Raw genomic sequence first — 16692 nt, forward strand, 5'->3', positions numbered from 1 at the left:
TACTTTTAATTTTTAAGTATTTTCAAGCTTTAAACTCAGTCATAAGGGCGATTTTTATCGCCCTTATTTTATTCAGCATACTCATTCTATTATTTAATTTTTTTGAAATATTTCCTTCACTTATTTGTCATGCAAAGTCATTACCTTGTTATCAACTTTCTAAAAACAACCAAGCATGAACGCTAGGATGAGATATGACTGACTTAACTCCATTCAATGATGATTACGATAGCAACAATTCTGGCAATGCTGAATTTGTAGATATCTTTAATAAAAATATTACACGTCGCGACCTGATTACAAAAACCGCAGGCGGTGCAGCAGCAATCACATTAGCAGCATCGTTGACAGGTTGTGGCGATGACAATAACACCTCTAATACAACACCACCCACCACTCCACCAACAACACCTGATCACAATAAAACACCGACTTCACTTAAGTTTAAGACGGTAGATAAAAATATACGCAATCAATTCACAGTCCCTGAAGGCTATGAAGCACGTGTTTTGTATGCGCTAGGCGACCCAATATCAGAAGGTCTAAGCGAATGGAATGAAAATCAAATTCCGACAGGTGCCTCTTTTCTACGTCGCTCGGGTGACTGCCATGATGGCATGACCTATTTTGGCATGACCAATAGCCGATTCGATGCCAATCAATCTGCTACAGGTTTACTAGTAATGAACCATGAGTATGTGGATAACCAGAACACTCTTCATCCATCTATTAATACCATTAAAGATGCCTTCCGCTCGGAAGACGAAGCTTTACGTGAGATTAATTGCCATGGTGTTTCGATTATTGAAGTTCATAAAAATAATATGACACAACTGATGAACATCAATAAATCATCTGTATTCAATCGACGAATTACAGCGGCGTCTCGTATTCATTTTGCTGGACCAGTAAAAGGTAACAATCTACTTAAAACCAAGATCAGTCCGAATGGTGATTTCACTTTAGGAACAATTAATAACTGTGGTAATGGTTATACGCCTTGGGGAACCTACTTAACCACTGAGGAAAATTTCAATCAATATTTCTCACGTGATGATGCGAACCGCGATAATAATGCTTTGGAATCGTTAGCTCGTTATAAAATCCCATCAAACAGCTCGTACAAGTGGCATACTGTAAAAGCCACTGAAGACTCACGTACTGCTGAAATTCAGGACCTTGCTATTCAGGACATCTATGACCGCTGGTTAACTAAAGTTTCAGGTGCGACTGGTGCTGAAGACTTCCGTAATTCAACCAACACCTTTGGTTGGATCGTTGAAATCGATCCATTTGATAACCGTGAATACCCTGTTAAACGTACAGCTTTAGGTCGTTTTGCACATGAAGACTGTCGTGTCAGTCGAGCGATACCAGGTCAACCTCTTGCCTTCTACATGGGTGATGACTCGCAAGGTGAGTATATTTACAAATTTGTATCAGATGCCAAATGGGATCCAAAAGATATCAATGCCGGCTATAAAGCGGGTGATAAATATATGAACTCAGGTAAATTATACGTTGCTAAGTTCAACTTTAACGATGCTACACAAAAAAGCTCTGGTGAATGGATTGAATTAAATATCAATAATCCGCTTATTGCTGGTTATTCAAAATACAAATTTGCAGATCAGGGTGATGTACTCATCAATGCACGTTTAGCAGGTGATGCGGTTGGTGCAACCAAAATGGACCGTCCTGAATGGGTTGCTGTCAATCCGAAGAATGGTGAAGTCTATGTGACGTTGACCAACAACTCACAACGTGGAACCAACCATACCGTTGATGCAGCGAATCCACGGAGCTACTTTGACAATGATAAAGGTGGTGCTGACAAAGGCAATATCAACGGTCACATCATCCGTTTCCGTGAAACAGGTGATACGGTTACTGCATTAAATTTCGTTTGGGATATTTTCCTCTTCGGTGCAGAAGCTGACTCTTTGCCAAACGTCAATCTTTCTGGCTTAAGCAACGCCAATGACTTCTCAAGTCCAGATGGTATGTGGTTTGACCCTCGTGGCGTACTATGGGTTCAAACTGATGATGGCGCGTATACAGATGAAACCAACTGTATGATGCTTGCAGCCTTACCTGGAAGCATCGGTGACGGTAAAGTCAACAGTGCAAAAGCTGGTGCAGGAGCACAATTAACTCCGACTGGCGCCGTACTTGACGACACAAAATTACGTCGCTTCTTAACTGGTCCTGCAGGATGTGAAATCACTGGCGTCACCATGACACCTGATTACAAAGCAATCTTTGTCAATGTTCAACATCCAGGTGGTGTATGGCCATCGAATCACCCTGCTGAGTTCAATCTGAGTAAAGGGACAAGTCCAACGCGCCCACGCTCTGCAACTGTTGTTATTACCCGTAAAAACGGTGGAATGATTGCAGGTGAAGCACTCGAAGAAGAAAGTCAAAATACGCCTAAAACAGCATCTTGATCCAACGATAATGTTGTTCTAAAACTGAAAAAAAGCTGACTCAATGTCAGCTTTTTTTATCTTTAAAGATATTTTTGAATTTTCATCTTTAGATTCAGTTATATCAACATTTTAGAGCTTAGAACGACGTCGGCTTTTTCAGTCAAACTTGGTCAAAACAATGGCTTTTGGATAGTGATGATTTGTCCTTGTTGCTCACCTTGTTGCGTTTTTTCAAGCCATTTAAATTCTCTATTTTTCATGAACAACAGATTTGAACTACGTGTTCCATAAATGGGGCTTTGAATAAAAGTTGAAGACAGTAATTCTTCCATGTCTTCAGCTATCCCTGTATTTGGTAATAAATCTCTGCTCACTTTTCGCTCATCTTCCAAAATATCCCATGCAGCAAACTCGATCTCATGACGAGGTGTCGAACTGATTTGCAACATAGGGAGTAATTCTTGCGTAAAGCGTTTTCTTAAATGTTTGGTTTTTTCCCAATGCTCAGTCATCAATCCATTAGACGTGACATAAACGCCTTTTGCCAAGACTTGGGGTGCTTCACCTCGATTACTCATATACACCGCTTGTTTACGATCCCCAATAAATAAATTAAAGCCAGCATAATCACATTGTACGGCTTCAATCTGCTGAGCAAAACGGATGGGTGCTAAATCAGATTCTAAAAACTGTTGAATCAAATGCCCGCGTGAAGTGCGATAACTTTTCTTGTCCTGACCATCTCTAAAATTGGTCACAATCGCCCAACGTCCAGTCTCAGTAATTCCCATCCATGTACCCCCCGATTGCAAATCTTGTCCTGCAATAATTGGACTATGATCCCATGCATGAATCTGAGATGTTGGTCGGTGGTAAAACTCGTCACGATTGGAAATCAAACACAATGGCATATCATCCAAAACGTGCCACGCCAGCGCTACGATACACATAGTTGATTCTCTTTAACTTTACACACTGAATGTACAACATTTTTTATATCTTTCAGCTAAAATCTGTTCAAAACACAATATCAAGGAACAGGAATGCTGACCTACCCATCTATTGATCCAGTGGCAATATCGCTGGGTCCACTGCAAGTCCATTGGTATGGACTGATGTATTTGCTCGCATTTTTATTTGCTTGGGGACTTGCGAATTACCGTGCCAAACAACGCGGCTGGACACCAGAGATGGTCTCGGACCTGATTTTTTACGGTGCATTAGGTGTGGTACTGGGTGGACGTGTCGGGTATGTATTCTTCTATGGCTTTGATCAGTTCCTAGCAAATCCACTTTGGTTATTCCAGGTCTGGACAGGTGGCATGAGCTTCCATGGCGGATTCTTAGGTGTCATGATTGCCATGCTACTGTGGTGTAAAAAATATAAAATGACATGGTTCCAAACACTCGACTTTATCGCACCATGTGTACCTACAGGTTTGATGTTCGGTCGTATTGGTAACTTTATTGGTGGTGAGTTGTATGGTCGCCAAGTCGCAGATCCTAACTTTGCATGGGGTATGATTTTTCCGACTGATCCGTTACAACTGGTTCGTCACCCCTCTCAGCTTTATCAAGCACTGTGTGAAGGTTTGATTTTATTTATCGTGCTGTGGTGGTTTAGTTCTAAACCTCGTCCACGCTTTGCTGTATCGGCACTGTTCCTCATCGGTTATGGTATCGCACGTTTCGTGGTGGAGTTCTTCCGTGAACCAGACAATGGACAATTGTTTATCGGTTGGATGAGTAAAGGTCAGTTCTTGACTGTTCCAATGATTCTGATTGGTCTGTGGATGATGTGGTATGCGTACCAAAAGAAAATCTATGGCTGGGGTCCACAAAAGACTATTAATCAGTAAATTTATCCAATAAATGAAAGCGAATATTGATTTCAATATTCGCTTTTTTATTTAATGACATGCCCACAAAAAAATAACTTTAGAAAAATCTCTACGCTGAAGATCATTTGGGTGAATATACCATTGTGCAATACCACCGTCACACCATTCCAAACCCTCATCAGTATCTAACTGTATAAGTAATTGATAGTCTTCAATTCCAAGCTCAGTTCGGTTATCTCTAGAATGCAAATAGTTTGCATATCCTCCTATTCTATGACCACCTTCGACTTGAAATTGTTCCGTGTACGGTATTTCGTAATGATGGTATGCATGCAAGAGATCGTCATGATCCCAACTTTCAGCAACCTCATTACGATTAAAAAGTAATGGAGCAAATCTATAATCAAAAAATGTCATGTATTGTTTTGATTCTTTAAAAACTAAACCACTTGGTTTTACCCACAACTGCTCTTCATCTTCAGAAATTTCTGAAATAGTTCTTAATGTTTCACGATCGTTGAGTAAGTTTTCATTTTTATCCACCTCTGGAAAATAAAGAACACGATGATCGAGTTGTATTTCTTCCAGACTCTCGTCCATCCCTAAATTATCTTCTTTCATATTCAGGTAGAACTGCACAATCCCTTCTTGGAGAAAGCCTTCCAAAGAAGGTATTTCAGAAAAGTTGATTTGTGCTAAAAACTGTAAAGGTTCATTTGTGTTTTTAGAACATGGGTATTCAAAATTCAATGGTAAATATGGGTATTTACCTAAATTACTTTGCCATAAATCAAGATGGTTTTTTTCTTCACGGTCAAGCTCAATACAGGTCTTTAGCGTTGACTCTATTTTCTCTAAAAATGGTTGAAACTGTTCAGGTAATTGATCTAATTTTGACATTATTATGATTCCAACATAATTGTACACATAGCATAACTAAAGCTTAAATTTGAGCATAATTAATCTATACTGATCTCACCTTATTAACACAAAATAACTATGCTCGAATTTTGGTTTAATCCTCAGGTATCTCTCATTCAAAAACTCGCTTTCTTTATCGCTGTTGCTACAGCCACTGGAATCTTGTATTGGATGGATCCTTTAGCACTTGATGCAATTTTAATGTTCTTAGGCACAGGTGTCGTTTTTTTAATTTGTCGATACTGCAAAATCCATTTCGCTGCGCAGAATCCGACAGGTTTGTTATATCGCTTATTTACATGGATTCCAATTGCCTTACTCTTGGCACTGATCTTTATGCACATGAAAAATGGCGAAATTTTATTACCAGGTGCACAAGGTTTGGGTTTTATGGCCTTGGCCATTTGTCTTTTTTCACCACTTTCCTTATTGAATCAAAATAACAAAGAACTGAATTCAAATAACAAAGAGAATATCCAAAAATGATTTTGGATTTTTGGTATTCGGAACGCTGCACTCGTCAAATCAAACTCATCACCTGTATAACGACTTGCGTCCTTATTTACCTATGTTCAAAACAAGCTGAGTTATCCATCTGGTTTGTCGGTTTTGCACTTGTGATTGGGATTGGATTACATTTAATTCATGCATGCATTTTGCAATTTCAAAGCCAAAGTTCAAACAATAAAGCGATTCAATGGCTCATTGTTGTACCCATGATTGCACTTTTGCTCTTAATCCTGAGTCTTCCTACACCCCATCAATTTTCTTTAGCATTACAAAGCATCGGTTTTACTGCGTTAGGATTTTTTATCGTGACGCTTTACGAAAACAGAGCATCTCGCGAAATTCAAAATTCGATAAGCAAATGAAAATAAATATCTATTTGTAAAAGTTGAGCAACGCTTTGCAACAGAATTCCATCAATTGATTTAGATTTAAATCTCTATACTCAGATAACGTATCGAATAAAATCAGTCATGGAGATAGTACAATGAGTCAAAATTTAACGACCGTTTCAAATTTCAAACTAGAACAATATTTAGGTACTTGGTACGAGATTGCTCGCTTACCCATGAAATATCAACCAGAAGATAGCACCGATATTTCCGCTGTTTATAGTTTAAATGAAGATGGAAAAGTTCGTGTTCAAAACCGTTGCCTAGATGAAAATCAACAACTGGACGAATCGATTGGTGAAGCCAGTATTGTTGATGCTGAAAATGGTAAGTTAGAAGTCAGTTTCCTACCCGAAGGTTTTCGCTGGATTCCATTTACCAAAGGTGATTATTGGGTTCTAAAATTAGACGCGAATTATCAAACAGCGTTGGTGGGTGAGCCTAATCAAAAGTATTTATGGATTTTGCACCGTCAACCTGTCTTGGATGAAGCGACAAAACAAGAATATCTCAATTATGCTCAATCTATTGGATATGACTTAACAGACTTAATTCATACTGTACATACAGGCAATAAAACGGCTTAATTATTTATTTTGAAATAAATCTATCTATAAAAATAAAAGCATCCTCTTTGGATGCTTTTATTTCGAGATCAATAGAATACTGATTCATTTTGTCCTTTTACTCGGTCAGCCCACTGTTTTATTCCCGATCGGAGATATTAAAAAGAAGGCTAGATTAGTATAAACTGAGCCCAATGAAATTTTAGACTGAGTGACTGATCCAAGCAGATGAGTCACCTGCACACTGATCAGGAAATTTATGAAAACGTATTTAGACCTACTACAACATATCCTCGATAACGGCGGCGATAAAGGCGACCGTACGGGTACGGGTACACGTTCGGTATTTGGTCATCAAATGCGTTTTGATTTGTCGAAAGGCTTTCCCTTATTAACCACAAAAAAAGTTCACTTCCGCTCGATCGTGATTGAATTGTTGTGGTTTCTTAAAGGGGATACCAATGTTCAATATCTCAAAGACAATAAAGTGTCTATTTGGGATGAATGGTCTACCGCTGAACAAACGGCGCGATTTGGACGTCCTGAAGGTGAATTAGGCCCTGTCTATGGACATCAATGGCGTAACTTCGGTGCGACTAAAAAAGAAGATGGCCTGTATGAGCAAGATGGTTTCGACCAAATCAAATGGTTAGTTAATGAAATCAAAACCAATCCAAATTCACGTCGCTTAATCGTGTCTGGTTGGAACCCCAATGAAGCAGCTAATGTTGCACTCCCGCCTTGTCATACCCTATTCCAATTCTTTGTCTATAACGGCAAATTATCTTGCCAGCTTTATCAACGTAGTGCCGATGTGTTCTTGGGTGTACCCTTTAACATTGCGAGTTATGCACTTTTAACGCATATGATTGCGCAAGTGTGCGACTTAGACGTGGGTGATTTTGTATGGACGGGTGGTGATACTCACCTCTATGCCAACCATTTTGAACAAGCCCAATTGCAGCTCACACGTGAACCATTGCCATTGTGTCAACTCAAGCTGAATCCTGAAATTAAAGACATTTTCGATTTCAAATTTGAAGATATTGAAATTGTGGGTTATGAATCGCATCCTGGCATTAAAGCACCTGTCGCGGTTTAAGTCAGCCTGATCACAAAAATCCTCCACTATGGAGGATTTTTTTAGAAGATTCGCCTCGCTTTGGGTAGAATAAATCAAGTGCAATTCGTTTATTAAAGATCAATATTGAGTAAGTTATGGCATTTCAAAATTTAGAAGTCGTTCACGTCGTTGCTATGGATCAGAACAACTGCATTGGTAAAGGCAATGACTTACCATGGCATATCTCAGCTGACCTCAAACACTTTAAAGAAATTACCCAAGGTGGTGTTGTGGTCATGGGACGTAAGACTTTAGAGTCAATGGGTCGTACCTTACCGAAGCGAGTTAATTGGATTATCACACGTGATCCTTCATGGTCGTTTGAAGGCACCAAAGTCGCTTACAGCATTGAAGATGCACTCACTCAAGCCGTTGCAGATGTAAAAGTATCTGAAAAACCTGAGAGCATTTTTATTATTGGTGGTGGTGAAATATTTAAACAAACGATCAATATTGCAGATCGGTTAGAACTGACCCATGTTGAACTCGATGTTCAAGGTGATGCGTATTACCCTGCTGTACCTGCTGAGTTTAAAAAAGTCGCTTCAGAACAACACTTAGACGACAAAACTGGGATTGCATTCGAGTTCGCAACTTACCGAAAATAAAGACAATATAAACTTAAAAACAATACTTATGCACAATATTGGAAAGAAAGAATTTTTTATGGCACTGGGTATGGGCTTCATCCATTTTGTCTTCAGTGCCTTTGTGATTCTTTCTTCAATTTGGTTGTGTTCGGCTGTATGGATTCAAGAACCTGTGAGTTGGCTGTTCAGCCGTCTAATCATTGGTACTTGGATTGCGTTCGCTCTCAGTATCTTAGGAATTTATATTACGCAACATTTTTTTAGTCGCCGTAAAGATGTGATTATTTATATTGTCGCCTTTATTCTGAGCCTATTTTGGTACTTTAACTTAGAAGCGAAACAAGACCGACAATGGAACCCAGAGGTTGCTCAAACATTGCATTACGAACGACAAGGTGATGTCGTGACCTTACATAACGTTCGTAATTTTAAATGGAATCCCGATGGCAGCTTTCAAGAAAACTGGGAAACTCGGCGTTTTAATTTAAATGACATTTCAGGTGTGAATATCATCACCTCGTATTGGATGGGACCTCAAATCGCACACACATTAGTGAGTTTTGATTTCGCCAATACTCAACCACTGACATTTTCGATTGAAATCAGGAAAGAAGCCGATGAAGGCTTTTCAGCAATCGGTGGTTTTTTTCGTCAATTCGAACTCAGTCTCGTGGCCTCAGATGAAAAAGATCTGATTTATACGCGCTCAAATGTCCGTGGTGAGCAGGTCTATTTCTTCCCGATCAATATGGCAAAACCTGAGATGAAAGCCTTGTTTGAGGAGTATTTATCGAAGGCCGATGGACTCAATAAGCAAGCAAAATGGTACAACACACTCACCAGTAACTGCACTACTTTAGTGTTCGATATGGTTCAGGCGGTATCAAAAAAAGAATTGCCTGCCGATTATCGCCTATTGGCTTCAGGCTATCTTCCCAATTACTTAAAAGACTTAGGTGCAATTGATCAACACTGGGATATGAAAACGTGGTATCAAAAAGCCCATGTGAATCCGAGGACACAAGAATTTTCTAGGTTTGAACATCAAAGCAGTGAAAACTATTCTCGGGTTTTAAGATCTGGTTTACCGCGCAGTAATCCTACACTTGCGCCATAACGGTAATTTGAAATATTTTCAGAGAAAAATGTAAATAATTTGCAATTAAATAGATCATTATTCTAGAGATTTTTATCAATATTTGTTTATATAGATGCAAATTTGTTTATATAGATCCAACCAACATCAACAACAATCGGGGAAAATCATGCTAAAAAAATTACTGACAACAAGTCTTATTGCAGTGTCTTTAGCGACTGTAGGCTGTGCAACAACTCAAACCACAACCAAGCAGCAAGAGACTTTAAATCTATTACAAAATAAAACCTGGATTTTGACACATATCGGCGCAACAGAATTTAAAACTGATCCTTCTGCACACAATGTCCCAAGCATTCAATTTGATGCTGCTACACAACGTGTAAGTGGTGCTGATGGTTGTAATCGCTTAATGGGTGCTTACAGCATTAACAAAGACAAAATCAGCTTGAGCCAACTTGCAGGTACACAGATGATGTGTGTCAACACCATGGAACTGGCGGATAAATATAATACTGCCCTCACTAAAGTTGCGGCTTATCAAGTTTATGAGAAAACTTTACGTCTGCTGGATGAACACGGTAACCCTGTACTTCAGTTTGAAAGTGCAGTTCAACCACGCTAATTAGATATAAGGCGAATGTATCAAGATTTGACGTGGACATTGTAATCCCGTCAAATTTCCCCATATAGACATTAGAAAATATTATTAGGGTTGAGGTCATGCAACAGGCTTTATTTGGCGGTGGATGCTTCTGGTGTGTCGAAGCTGTATTTCTTCAACTCAAGGGTGTACACAAAGTTGTCAGTGGATATGCTGGGGGCAATACTGTTCAGCCCACCTACGAAGACATTTGTACAGGTCAAACCAATCATGCTGAAGTCATTTTGATTGATTTTGATGAAGCACAAATTACTTTTGATCAGCTTTTACATGTATTTTTTGCAATTCACGATCCAACGACTTTGAACCGTCAAGGCAATGATGTCGGTACACAGTATCGTTCTGTGATTTATTATTTTAATGAAGAACAGCATCAACAATCTTTGAAAATGATTGAAGCATTAAAAGCTGAAGGACTGAATATTGTGACAGAGTTGAGTCCTGTACCCACATTCTACGAAGCTGAAGAATATCATCAAAATTTCTTTGCACGTAATCCAAATCAAGGGTATTGCAACTTTTCAATTCCGCCTAAACTGAATAAGCTTCGTAGCGTATTTCAAGACTTGCTGAAAGATTAAACTACTTTGTGCCTGATATTAAAAAAGCGACCTTGAGGGTCGCTTTTTATTGGAAACAGATTAATTATCCGTTGCAAAAGCAATGTCTGAGAGCCCGGCTTCGCTCGCACGTGACATCACTTGTGCAACAGTGTCATAACGTGATTCTTTATCTGCTTTTAAAATAATCGTCGGTTGTTGCGCTTGTGTTCCTGCTTGAGCAAAACGCTTTTGTAACTCATCAAGCGTAATCACTTCTGCATCCCAAGCCACTTCACCCTGAGCATTAATACTCACTTGAACAGACTCCGCTGGCGGATCGATAATTTCAGCAGTGGTTTTTGGCAAACTTAATGGAATTGATGGGTTAGCAACGGTTGCTGTCACCAAAAAGATGATCATCAATACCAACATAATATCGATCAACGGGATGAGGTTCATCTCCGTCATACCAGTGTCGTTGTCTTCACCCAATTGAAAAGCCATTAAACTTGACCTCCCACTAAGCCTTCTTGATTTACTTTTACTGGTGCAGTTTGAACAGATGAATCCTGTTGCAACATGGTGTCAATCAATAAACTATGCGCATGATCTTGTAATTCATTGCTTAAAGTACGATTAATTCGAACACAGACGTTGTATGCAATCACGGCTGGAATCGCCACTGCCAAACCAATCCCTGTCATGATCAGGGCTTCACCGACTGGTGTCGCCACTTGAGCAAGACCCGCTTGACCACTTTTACCCACAGCGACCAATGCATGAAAAATCCCCCACACTGTACCAAATAGACCTACAAATGGTGCAAGTGAAGCAATGGTACCCAATACTGCAATACCCTTCTCAGCAGATGCTTTTTCCAATGAAATTTGGCGAAGAAGCGCTTGTTCAGCAACAGCTTTACGTTGCTCAAAGCCTAAAGGTGCGAGTTTAGCCTTTAAGCTATTGATTGCTTTTGAGAGTTGAGCATAAGCAATTTGTTTAAGCTGACGCGTGCCCATGATACGCAGGACAACAATTGTCCATGTCGCAATCGACATTGCCAGTAACACAAAATACAGTGTTTTACTGACTGCATCAGCGTGTTGCCAATAAACTGAAAAGTTCATACTCGAACTCCTATTAATAGTTAGCCGTTAGAATTCAACTTAAGTTCAAATGGTTGTTCCGCTTTAAACGGATATGCCACACCATTTTCCTTATAAGGTCTGAATTTTGCATTGCGCACTGCGCGTACAACTTTTTGATCGAGTGCATTAACACCACTCGATCTGATTACTCGTACATCTGTTACTTTACCAGTCGCATCTGCCGTGATTGAAACCACAACAGTACGGTCTGAACCTTGCAAATCACGGTTGGTATACGCAGGTTTTGGTGAACGCACCCAAGAAATCTGACCTTGAGATAAGTTACGCGGGGTATTTTTTGCTTCTTGTTCACGACGTTGGCGTTCAGCTTGGTCTCTGGCTTGCTGATCACGTTGCGCTTGCTCGCGTTGAGCTTGATCCCGCTTCTGTTGTTCGATACGTTCTTGATTAATTCGGTCTTGATTCTGGCGCTCTTGTTCTAAGCGTTCTTGCTCTTTTTTCAATTTGTCTTTGCTGTCATCCACCACAATCGGTTTCGTTGCTTCAACTTTAAGTTTCGGCTTTTCGGCAATCACTTTAGGTTTGACAACAGGTGGTGGCTCAACGACTTTCGGCTCAGGTTTTGGCTGTACTTTAGGTTTAACAGGTTCAGCTGGAGGCGGTGGTGGTGGCGCATCTTCAGTAATTTTAACAAAACGCACTTTAATCGGCTCTTTATCGATTTTTTTAAGTTCAGGACTTTGCATTTGACTCACTGCAAACAAAACAGCGACATGTCCTATCGCAACAGCAATCAATGCTGTCAGGACTTTCTTTTTCATCGTGTTCGGATTTTGCATGGTAGGCGCAGGAGACTGACTCATTAAAATTTATGACCTAATAAAAGCGATGAAACATCATATAAGGATGGATCTATCAAGCTCATCGGTTAGCACAATTAAAGCGATTCAATGATAAATGAGAAGTGTTTTCATTTGCAACTATTAATTGAGTGCTTTTAGTAAGTTTTCTTCATCCTACTCGATTAGACAAGAAAAAGGCATACAATCTGTATGCCTTTTATATCACTCTTTTCAATTTTTGAAAATTATGAATTATTGGAAAACAACCGTTTTATTACCATCGACAATAATACGGTCTTCAAGATGCCATTTTACTGCACGTGCCAGTACGTTACGTTCTACGTCTTGACCCAAATCACGTAACTGCTCAACCGTAAAGTCATGACTAACGCGCTCTACATCTTGCTCAATAATCGGACCTTGATCGAGGTCAGCTGTAACATAATGCGCTGTTGCACCGATCAACTTCACCCCTTTTTCATGCGCTTGCTTATATGGATTTGCACCCACAAATGCAGGGAGGAATGAATGATGAATATTGATTACTTTCATTTCCCATTTCGCTACAAAATCTTCATCCAAGATTTGCATATAGCGGGCTAATACCAATAAATCATTGCCCTGCATCAATTCATCGATTTTTGCATACGCTTCACGTTTGTTATCTTTATTAACAGGTACAACTTCAAAAGGAATACCGAAGTTTTCAACTGATTCACGTAAATCTTCGTGATTTGACACCACTTTAGTGATTTCGCATGGTAAACCACCACGAGCATGACGCCATAGCAATTCAAGTAATGCGTGGTCAACTTTAGAAACCAATACACCGACTTTCTTTACATCACTCACGAGTGCTAAACGCCATTGCATGTCATAGCGATCAGCGACATTGGCTGCAAAAGTCTGAAGAATGTTTTCTTTACGGCTTTGTAAACTATCCAGTTCAAACTCAACACGCATGAAATAACGTCCGCCCTGAGCTTCAGTCGCGTATTGATCAAGCGCAGTAATATTCGCCCCTTGATGATACAAAAAGCTCGATACAGCTTGCACGATACCTGGCTTGTCTTCACAAGTAATCAGCAGGCGTGCTGTGTTGGCAGTGGTCATGTTCATTTTGATTTATATCACTTAACGGTTAATTTGAAAAAACAGCCGAGTATTCTAACGCTTTTTTGAAAGCTTTCAAATTTTCTCGGCTGTTAAATGTTCCACATTTTTTTTAATCAGGTCGATCCGCAGATAAACTCGCAAAAAGTTCAGAAGTCCCCAATGTCTCAAGCAACCGCTCATAAGTTTGACGACTTTCACCTCTGAGATAAGGACCTTCCAAAAATACCATTTGACGTAAAGCTTGCCACGCCCATTTCTGGTCAATATTGTTTGAGTCTTTTAAATGCCCTGACATATACAGGAAATTAGTCCAGTTGGTCAGCACAATCCATAAGTTAATGATCAAAGCTTCAATTTCTGAGGCTGTCATTTGCATCAGACCTGCATCAACAAAGGCTTGGTAAATATTCTGCCCTTGCTGCATGACTTTCCCTGCAAATCTTGGATAAATTTTACGGAAATCATCATTATTTTCGACCAAGTGATAAACATCACGATGAAGAAAACGGTAATCCCACATCTGACTACTGAGTACCTGAAAATAACGAATTTTATCATTCGCATTGACTGGGCGGTCATCAGGTAACGCTAACAAATCCAGCGTTTCTTGCTGATATTGTTCCATCAGCTCTTTAATGATTTCCTGCTTATTACGAAAGTGATAATACAGATTACCTGGACTGATATTCATCTCAGCCGCAATATGATTGGTCGTAACAGTACGCTCGCCACGTTCATTGAAAAGTTGCAAACTGATTTGCAAAATTCGGTCTTTCGTTTTTAGCGTTTTGGAATGCGACATCCTAATACCATCTATAACCAATAAAAAAGTTAGCATGCGCTAACATAAAACAGACTTGACTTTTAGAGTAATTACTCTAAAAATGACTATACATTAACCCTTACATTAGTGGTACTGGTCATGAACAGTCAAACAAAAACAAATTTTATGACGACTGATACACCAGAAGTTCAACAAATACATGATCTTCTAGCTCTACAACAGAGTGCTTATCGACGTTATCCCCTGCCTACTGCCAATGAGCGAATCGAACGTTTAGCACGTTTAAAGAAAGTGCTGATCAAATATCAAGACGATATCGCTGAAGCAATTAACAAAGATTACGGTAATCGCGCAATTTCAGAAACTAAAATTGGCGAATTACTGACATGCTTAGAACAGATTAAATATTACAGCAAAAATTTGACCACATGGATGAAACCCTCTAAACGTCATATCGGCATATTACATCAACCCGCAAAAGCTTGGGTGGATTATCAACCGATGGGTGTGATTGGGATTATTGCCCCTTGGAACTACCCTTTGCTACTTGCACTGAGCCCACTGATTTGTGCGCTCGCAGCAGGTAACCATGCCATGATCAAAGTTTCGAGCTCATCGCACCATTTTGGTTTCGTACTTAAAGCTGCATTAGCTGAAGCATTTCCACAGGAAATCGTGGCTGTGATCACAGGTGGTGGCATTATTTCGGATACCTTCAGTCATCTTGCTTTTGATAAGTTGGTATTCACTGGCTCGACCAATGTCGGCAAAACCGTGATGAAAGCGGCTGCTGAAAATCTAGTCCCCGTGATTTTGGAACTCGGCGGAAAATCACCCGTGATTGTACATCCATCGATTAACTTAAAAGACGTGGCTGAACGTGTTGTGTTTGGTAAATTGTGGAATGCAGGTCAGACCTGCGTAGCGCCTGATTATATTTTCCTACCTCGTGGCAAAACCAATGAGTTTATTCGCTGTTTCAAAGCCGTCGTAAAGTCGATGTACCCGACGCTACGTGACAATCAAGACTATACTTCGATTATCAACGACAAACAGAATAAGCGCATCAAAGGTTATCTTGAAGATGCATTACAAAATGGAGCTAAGGCAACTGAGATCAATCCCGCCAATGAAGAGTTAGATTCAGTTCGTAAAATTGCGCCAACCCTGTTGACCAATGTCACGCCAGACATGGAAATCATGAAAAATGAAATCTTTGGTCCAGTATTGCCAATCATAGAATATGATCAAATAGACGAAGTTATTGAGTTTATTAATGACCGCCCACGTCCTCTTGCATTATACTACTTCGACTTTAACGATGCTCGTGCAGAATATGTCGCTCACCGTACCCATTCAGGGCACTTTGGGCAAAACGCTGTCGTGACCCATGTTGCACAAGATGACTTACCATTTGGGGGTGTCGGCGCATCGGGTATGGGACGTTATCATGGTCCTGAGGGATTCTTTAGTCTATCAAATGAACGTTCGGTGATGTCTGTACCTAAGCTGTTTAGCTTAAAATACGTACTCCCTCCATTTAATAGACCAATTCCGAGTATCATTCGTAAAGCCTTTCTTCGTTAAGTGATCAAGGCATGATCTATCACACTAGCTCATGCTGCGTTTTTATCAATTCCGCTTGTCTTTTAAGCGGAATTTTGGTATAAAACGCCCCTTGAATGATTTCAATCCGTTTTATTTTGACTGGCCATACAGATTTGCTGTTGGCTGAATCAATGGAGTTACACCATGTCTAAGGTTTGCCAAGTTACCGGCAAGCGTCCAGTCGTTGGTAACAACGTCTCACACGCCAACAACAAAACTAAACGCCGGTTCGAGCCGAACCTGCACCACCACCGTTTCTGGTTAGAAAGCGAAAAACGTTTTGTACGTCTTCGTCTAACTACTAAGGGTATGCGTATTATCGACAAATTGGGTATCGAAAAGGTTGTTGCTGACCTACGTGCTCAAGGTCAAAAGATCTAAGGAGTCTGAACCATGCGTGATAAAATTCGCCTAGTTTCTTCTGCTGGTACAGGTTATTTCTATACCACAACTAAGAACAAACGTACTATGCCGGAAAAAATGGAAATCAAAAAATTTGATCCAAAAATCCGTCAACACGTAATCTTCAAAGAAGCTAAAATTAAATAATTTTAGCTTT

The 16692-nt window shown here is 39.9% G+C and carries 20 protein-coding genes; 13 read left to right on the forward strand and 7 right to left on the reverse strand.

Annotated elements, in window-relative coordinates; genetic code table 11:
* Positions 1-194 precede the first annotated feature (194 nt).
* Positions 195-2450, forward strand: coding sequence for a PhoX family protein (locus tag AC5YD2_RS03100; protein WP_496124909.1), 2256 nt, complete (start codon positions 195-197; stop codon positions 2448-2450).
* A gap of 152 nt (positions 2451-2602) precedes the next feature.
* Here the strand turns inward: AC5YD2_RS03100 and AC5YD2_RS03105 are convergent, their stop codons facing one another.
* The gene (locus tag AC5YD2_RS03105) at positions 2603-3382 is read right to left on the reverse strand and encodes an NRDE family protein (RefSeq protein WP_496124910.1); all 780 of its coding nucleotides are present in this window, start codon (positions 3380-3382) and stop codon (positions 2603-2605) included.
* A 93-nt stretch (positions 3383-3475) separates the two neighbouring features.
* Between AC5YD2_RS03105 and lgt the strand changes: the two genes are divergently transcribed.
* Positions 3476-4291, forward strand: coding sequence for a prolipoprotein diacylglyceryl transferase (gene lgt, locus AC5YD2_RS03110; RefSeq protein ID WP_496124911.1), 816 nt, complete (start codon positions 3476-3478; stop codon positions 4289-4291).
* Between the two features lie 51 nt (positions 4292-4342).
* Here lgt and AC5YD2_RS03115 read toward each other — a convergent pair whose 3' ends face one another.
* Positions 4343-5173, reverse strand: coding sequence for a YwqG family protein (locus tag AC5YD2_RS03115; RefSeq protein WP_496124912.1), 831 nt, complete (start codon positions 5171-5173; stop codon positions 4343-4345).
* A 99-nt stretch (positions 5174-5272) separates the two neighbouring features.
* On the opposite strand from AC5YD2_RS03115, the gene AC5YD2_RS03120 reads away from it, so the two are divergent.
* The 8 genes from AC5YD2_RS03120 (at position 5273) to msrA (ending at position 10713) form a co-directional block, all read left to right on the forward strand.
* On the forward strand, positions 5273-5680 hold the full coding sequence (locus AC5YD2_RS03120) for a hypothetical protein (RefSeq protein ID WP_496124913.1): 408 nt from the start codon (positions 5273-5275) through the stop codon (positions 5678-5680).
* Positions 5677-6066: a hypothetical protein gene (locus AC5YD2_RS03125; protein ID WP_496124914.1), complete on the forward strand. Its 390-nt coding sequence runs from the start codon at positions 5677-5679 to the stop codon at positions 6064-6066. Before AC5YD2_RS03120 ends, AC5YD2_RS03125 begins: the two co-directional genes overlap by 4 nt.
* Before the next feature lie 122 nt (positions 6067-6188).
* Positions 6189-6680 carry a lipocalin family protein gene (locus AC5YD2_RS03130; protein ID WP_496124915.1) on the forward strand — a complete coding sequence of 164 codons (492 nt, stop codon included), beginning with the start codon at positions 6189-6191 and terminating at the stop codon, positions 6678-6680.
* A gap of 238 nt (positions 6681-6918) precedes the next feature.
* A complete protein-coding gene (gene thyA, locus AC5YD2_RS03135; RefSeq protein ID WP_496124916.1) occupies positions 6919-7761 on the forward strand; it encodes a thymidylate synthase in 843 nt (280 codons plus the stop codon).
* A 116-nt stretch (positions 7762-7877) separates the two neighbouring features.
* A complete protein-coding gene (locus tag AC5YD2_RS03140) occupies positions 7878-8390 on the forward strand; it encodes a dihydrofolate reductase (protein ID WP_496124917.1) in 513 nt (170 codons plus the stop codon).
* A 28-nt stretch (positions 8391-8418) separates the two neighbouring features.
* Positions 8419-9489: an Lnb N-terminal periplasmic domain-containing protein gene (locus tag AC5YD2_RS03145; protein WP_496124918.1), complete on the forward strand. Its 1071-nt coding sequence runs from the start codon at positions 8419-8421 to the stop codon at positions 9487-9489.
* A 148-nt stretch (positions 9490-9637) separates the two neighbouring features.
* Entirely contained in the window at positions 9638-10093 is a 456-nt protein-coding gene (locus tag AC5YD2_RS03150) for an META domain-containing protein (RefSeq protein ID WP_496124919.1), read from the forward strand.
* A gap of 98 nt (positions 10094-10191) precedes the next feature.
* Positions 10192-10713, forward strand: coding sequence for a peptide-methionine (S)-S-oxide reductase MsrA (gene msrA, locus AC5YD2_RS03155; protein WP_496124920.1), 522 nt, complete (start codon positions 10192-10194; stop codon positions 10711-10713).
* A 60-nt stretch (positions 10714-10773) separates the two neighbouring features.
* Here the strand turns inward: msrA and AC5YD2_RS03160 are convergent, their stop codons facing one another.
* The 5 genes from AC5YD2_RS03160 to AC5YD2_RS03180 all read right to left on the reverse strand — a co-directional run bounded on the left by AC5YD2_RS03160 (position 10774) and on the right by AC5YD2_RS03180 (position 14543).
* Positions 10774-11178: an ExbD/TolR family protein gene (locus tag AC5YD2_RS03160; RefSeq protein WP_496124921.1), complete on the reverse strand. Its 405-nt coding sequence runs from the start codon at positions 11176-11178 to the stop codon at positions 10774-10776.
* Positions 11178-11801, reverse strand: a complete 624-nt coding sequence (locus tag AC5YD2_RS03165) for a MotA/TolQ/ExbB proton channel family protein (RefSeq protein ID WP_496124922.1) — start codon at positions 11799-11801, stop codon at positions 11178-11180. Before AC5YD2_RS03165 ends, AC5YD2_RS03160 begins: the two co-directional genes overlap by 1 nt.
* 20 nt (positions 11802-11821) lie before the next feature.
* Positions 11822-12646, reverse strand: a complete 825-nt coding sequence (locus tag AC5YD2_RS03170; RefSeq protein ID WP_496124923.1) for an energy transducer TonB — start codon at positions 12644-12646, stop codon at positions 11822-11824.
* Positions 12647-12877: 231 nt separating this feature from the next.
* On the reverse strand, positions 12878-13744 hold the full coding sequence (gene purU / locus AC5YD2_RS03175; RefSeq protein WP_496124924.1) for a formyltetrahydrofolate deformylase: 867 nt from the start codon (positions 13742-13744) through the stop codon (positions 12878-12880).
* A gap of 106 nt (positions 13745-13850) precedes the next feature.
* Positions 13851-14543 (reverse strand): TetR/AcrR family transcriptional regulator, encoded by a 693-nt coding sequence (locus AC5YD2_RS03180; RefSeq protein WP_496124925.1) that lies wholly within the window; start codon positions 14541-14543, stop codon positions 13851-13853.
* A gap of 120 nt (positions 14544-14663) precedes the next feature.
* Here AC5YD2_RS03180 and AC5YD2_RS03185 point away from each other — a divergent pair, with 120 nt between their 5' ends.
* The 3 genes from AC5YD2_RS03185 to rpmG all read left to right on the forward strand — a co-directional run bounded on the left by AC5YD2_RS03185 (position 14664) and on the right by rpmG (position 16682).
* Positions 14664-16112, forward strand: a complete 1449-nt coding sequence (locus tag AC5YD2_RS03185) for a coniferyl aldehyde dehydrogenase (protein WP_496124926.1) — start codon at positions 14664-14666, stop codon at positions 16110-16112.
* A 165-nt stretch (positions 16113-16277) separates the two neighbouring features.
* On the forward strand, positions 16278-16514 hold the full coding sequence (gene rpmB, locus AC5YD2_RS03190; protein ID WP_000048256.1) for a 50S ribosomal protein L28: 237 nt from the start codon (positions 16278-16280) through the stop codon (positions 16512-16514).
* Between the two features lie 12 nt (positions 16515-16526).
* Entirely contained in the window at positions 16527-16682 is a 156-nt protein-coding gene (gene rpmG, locus AC5YD2_RS03195; protein WP_001205031.1) for a 50S ribosomal protein L33, read from the forward strand.
* Positions 16683-16692 lie beyond the last annotated feature (10 nt).

The organism is Acinetobacter sp. CY73, assembly GCF_059515865.1.